The 618-nt window shown below is 47.6% G+C and carries 1 protein-coding gene and 1 pseudogene; both read right to left on the bottom strand.

Features of this window, described 5'->3' with window-relative positions; translation table 11 throughout:
• A pseudogene (locus FK268_RS25975) lies at positions 1-214 on the bottom strand (lipoyl(octanoyl) transferase LipB); the annotation flags it as partial.
• A gap of 56 nt (positions 215-270) precedes the next feature.
• The coding region (locus FK268_RS25980) for an efflux RND transporter permease subunit (RefSeq protein WP_193560331.1) at positions 271-618 on the bottom strand (348 nt) is incomplete at its 5' end.

The following is a 618-nucleotide window of genomic DNA, read 5'->3' on the forward strand; positions in this document are numbered from 1 at the left end:
AGGTCACCTGCCCGCCTCGATCGACCTGCACAATAGGGATCATCGCCGGATTGAGGATATGCTCCGGCTTGCCATTTTGCCCTTGGGTATAGACCGGCGGATGCTCTACAACCCACAGCTCATCGAATGTCTCTTCCGTTCGACACTCTGTAAAATGCTTCATCTTGTCATAGACATTTTGGTACGGAGCTAGCCCTAAGTAACGCACTATCATCGGATTGATCCATCTTCTCTCTATTGTAAAAGCATTTATTGTACCCGAAATTCCTCTTAAGTGACGATAAGCTCTCTTTTTCGTCCACCAATAAAGAGATAGATAACCGGCACTACAATGAGTGTCAGCAATGTTCCGATACTCATTCCTCCTACAATCACCCAACCGATTGCGGATCTTGATTCAGCGCCTGCACCAACAGAGAGCGCTAGCGGCACCGCCCCTAAAACCATTGCCCCTGTCGTCATTAAAATCGGACGAAGTCGCAATGTTGCCGCCTCAATAATCGCCTCTCTCTTTGCAATCCCTGTTGCTCGAATCTGATTGGCAAATTCAACAATTAAGATCCCATGTTTGGTGATCAGCCCGACTAAGGTGACGAGCCCGATCTGACTATAGATATT

It is taken from the genome of Tsukamurella sputi (assembly GCF_007858445.1).
Taxonomy (GTDB): Bacteria; Actinomycetota; Actinomycetes; order Mycobacteriales; family Mycobacteriaceae; genus Tsukamurella; species Tsukamurella sputi.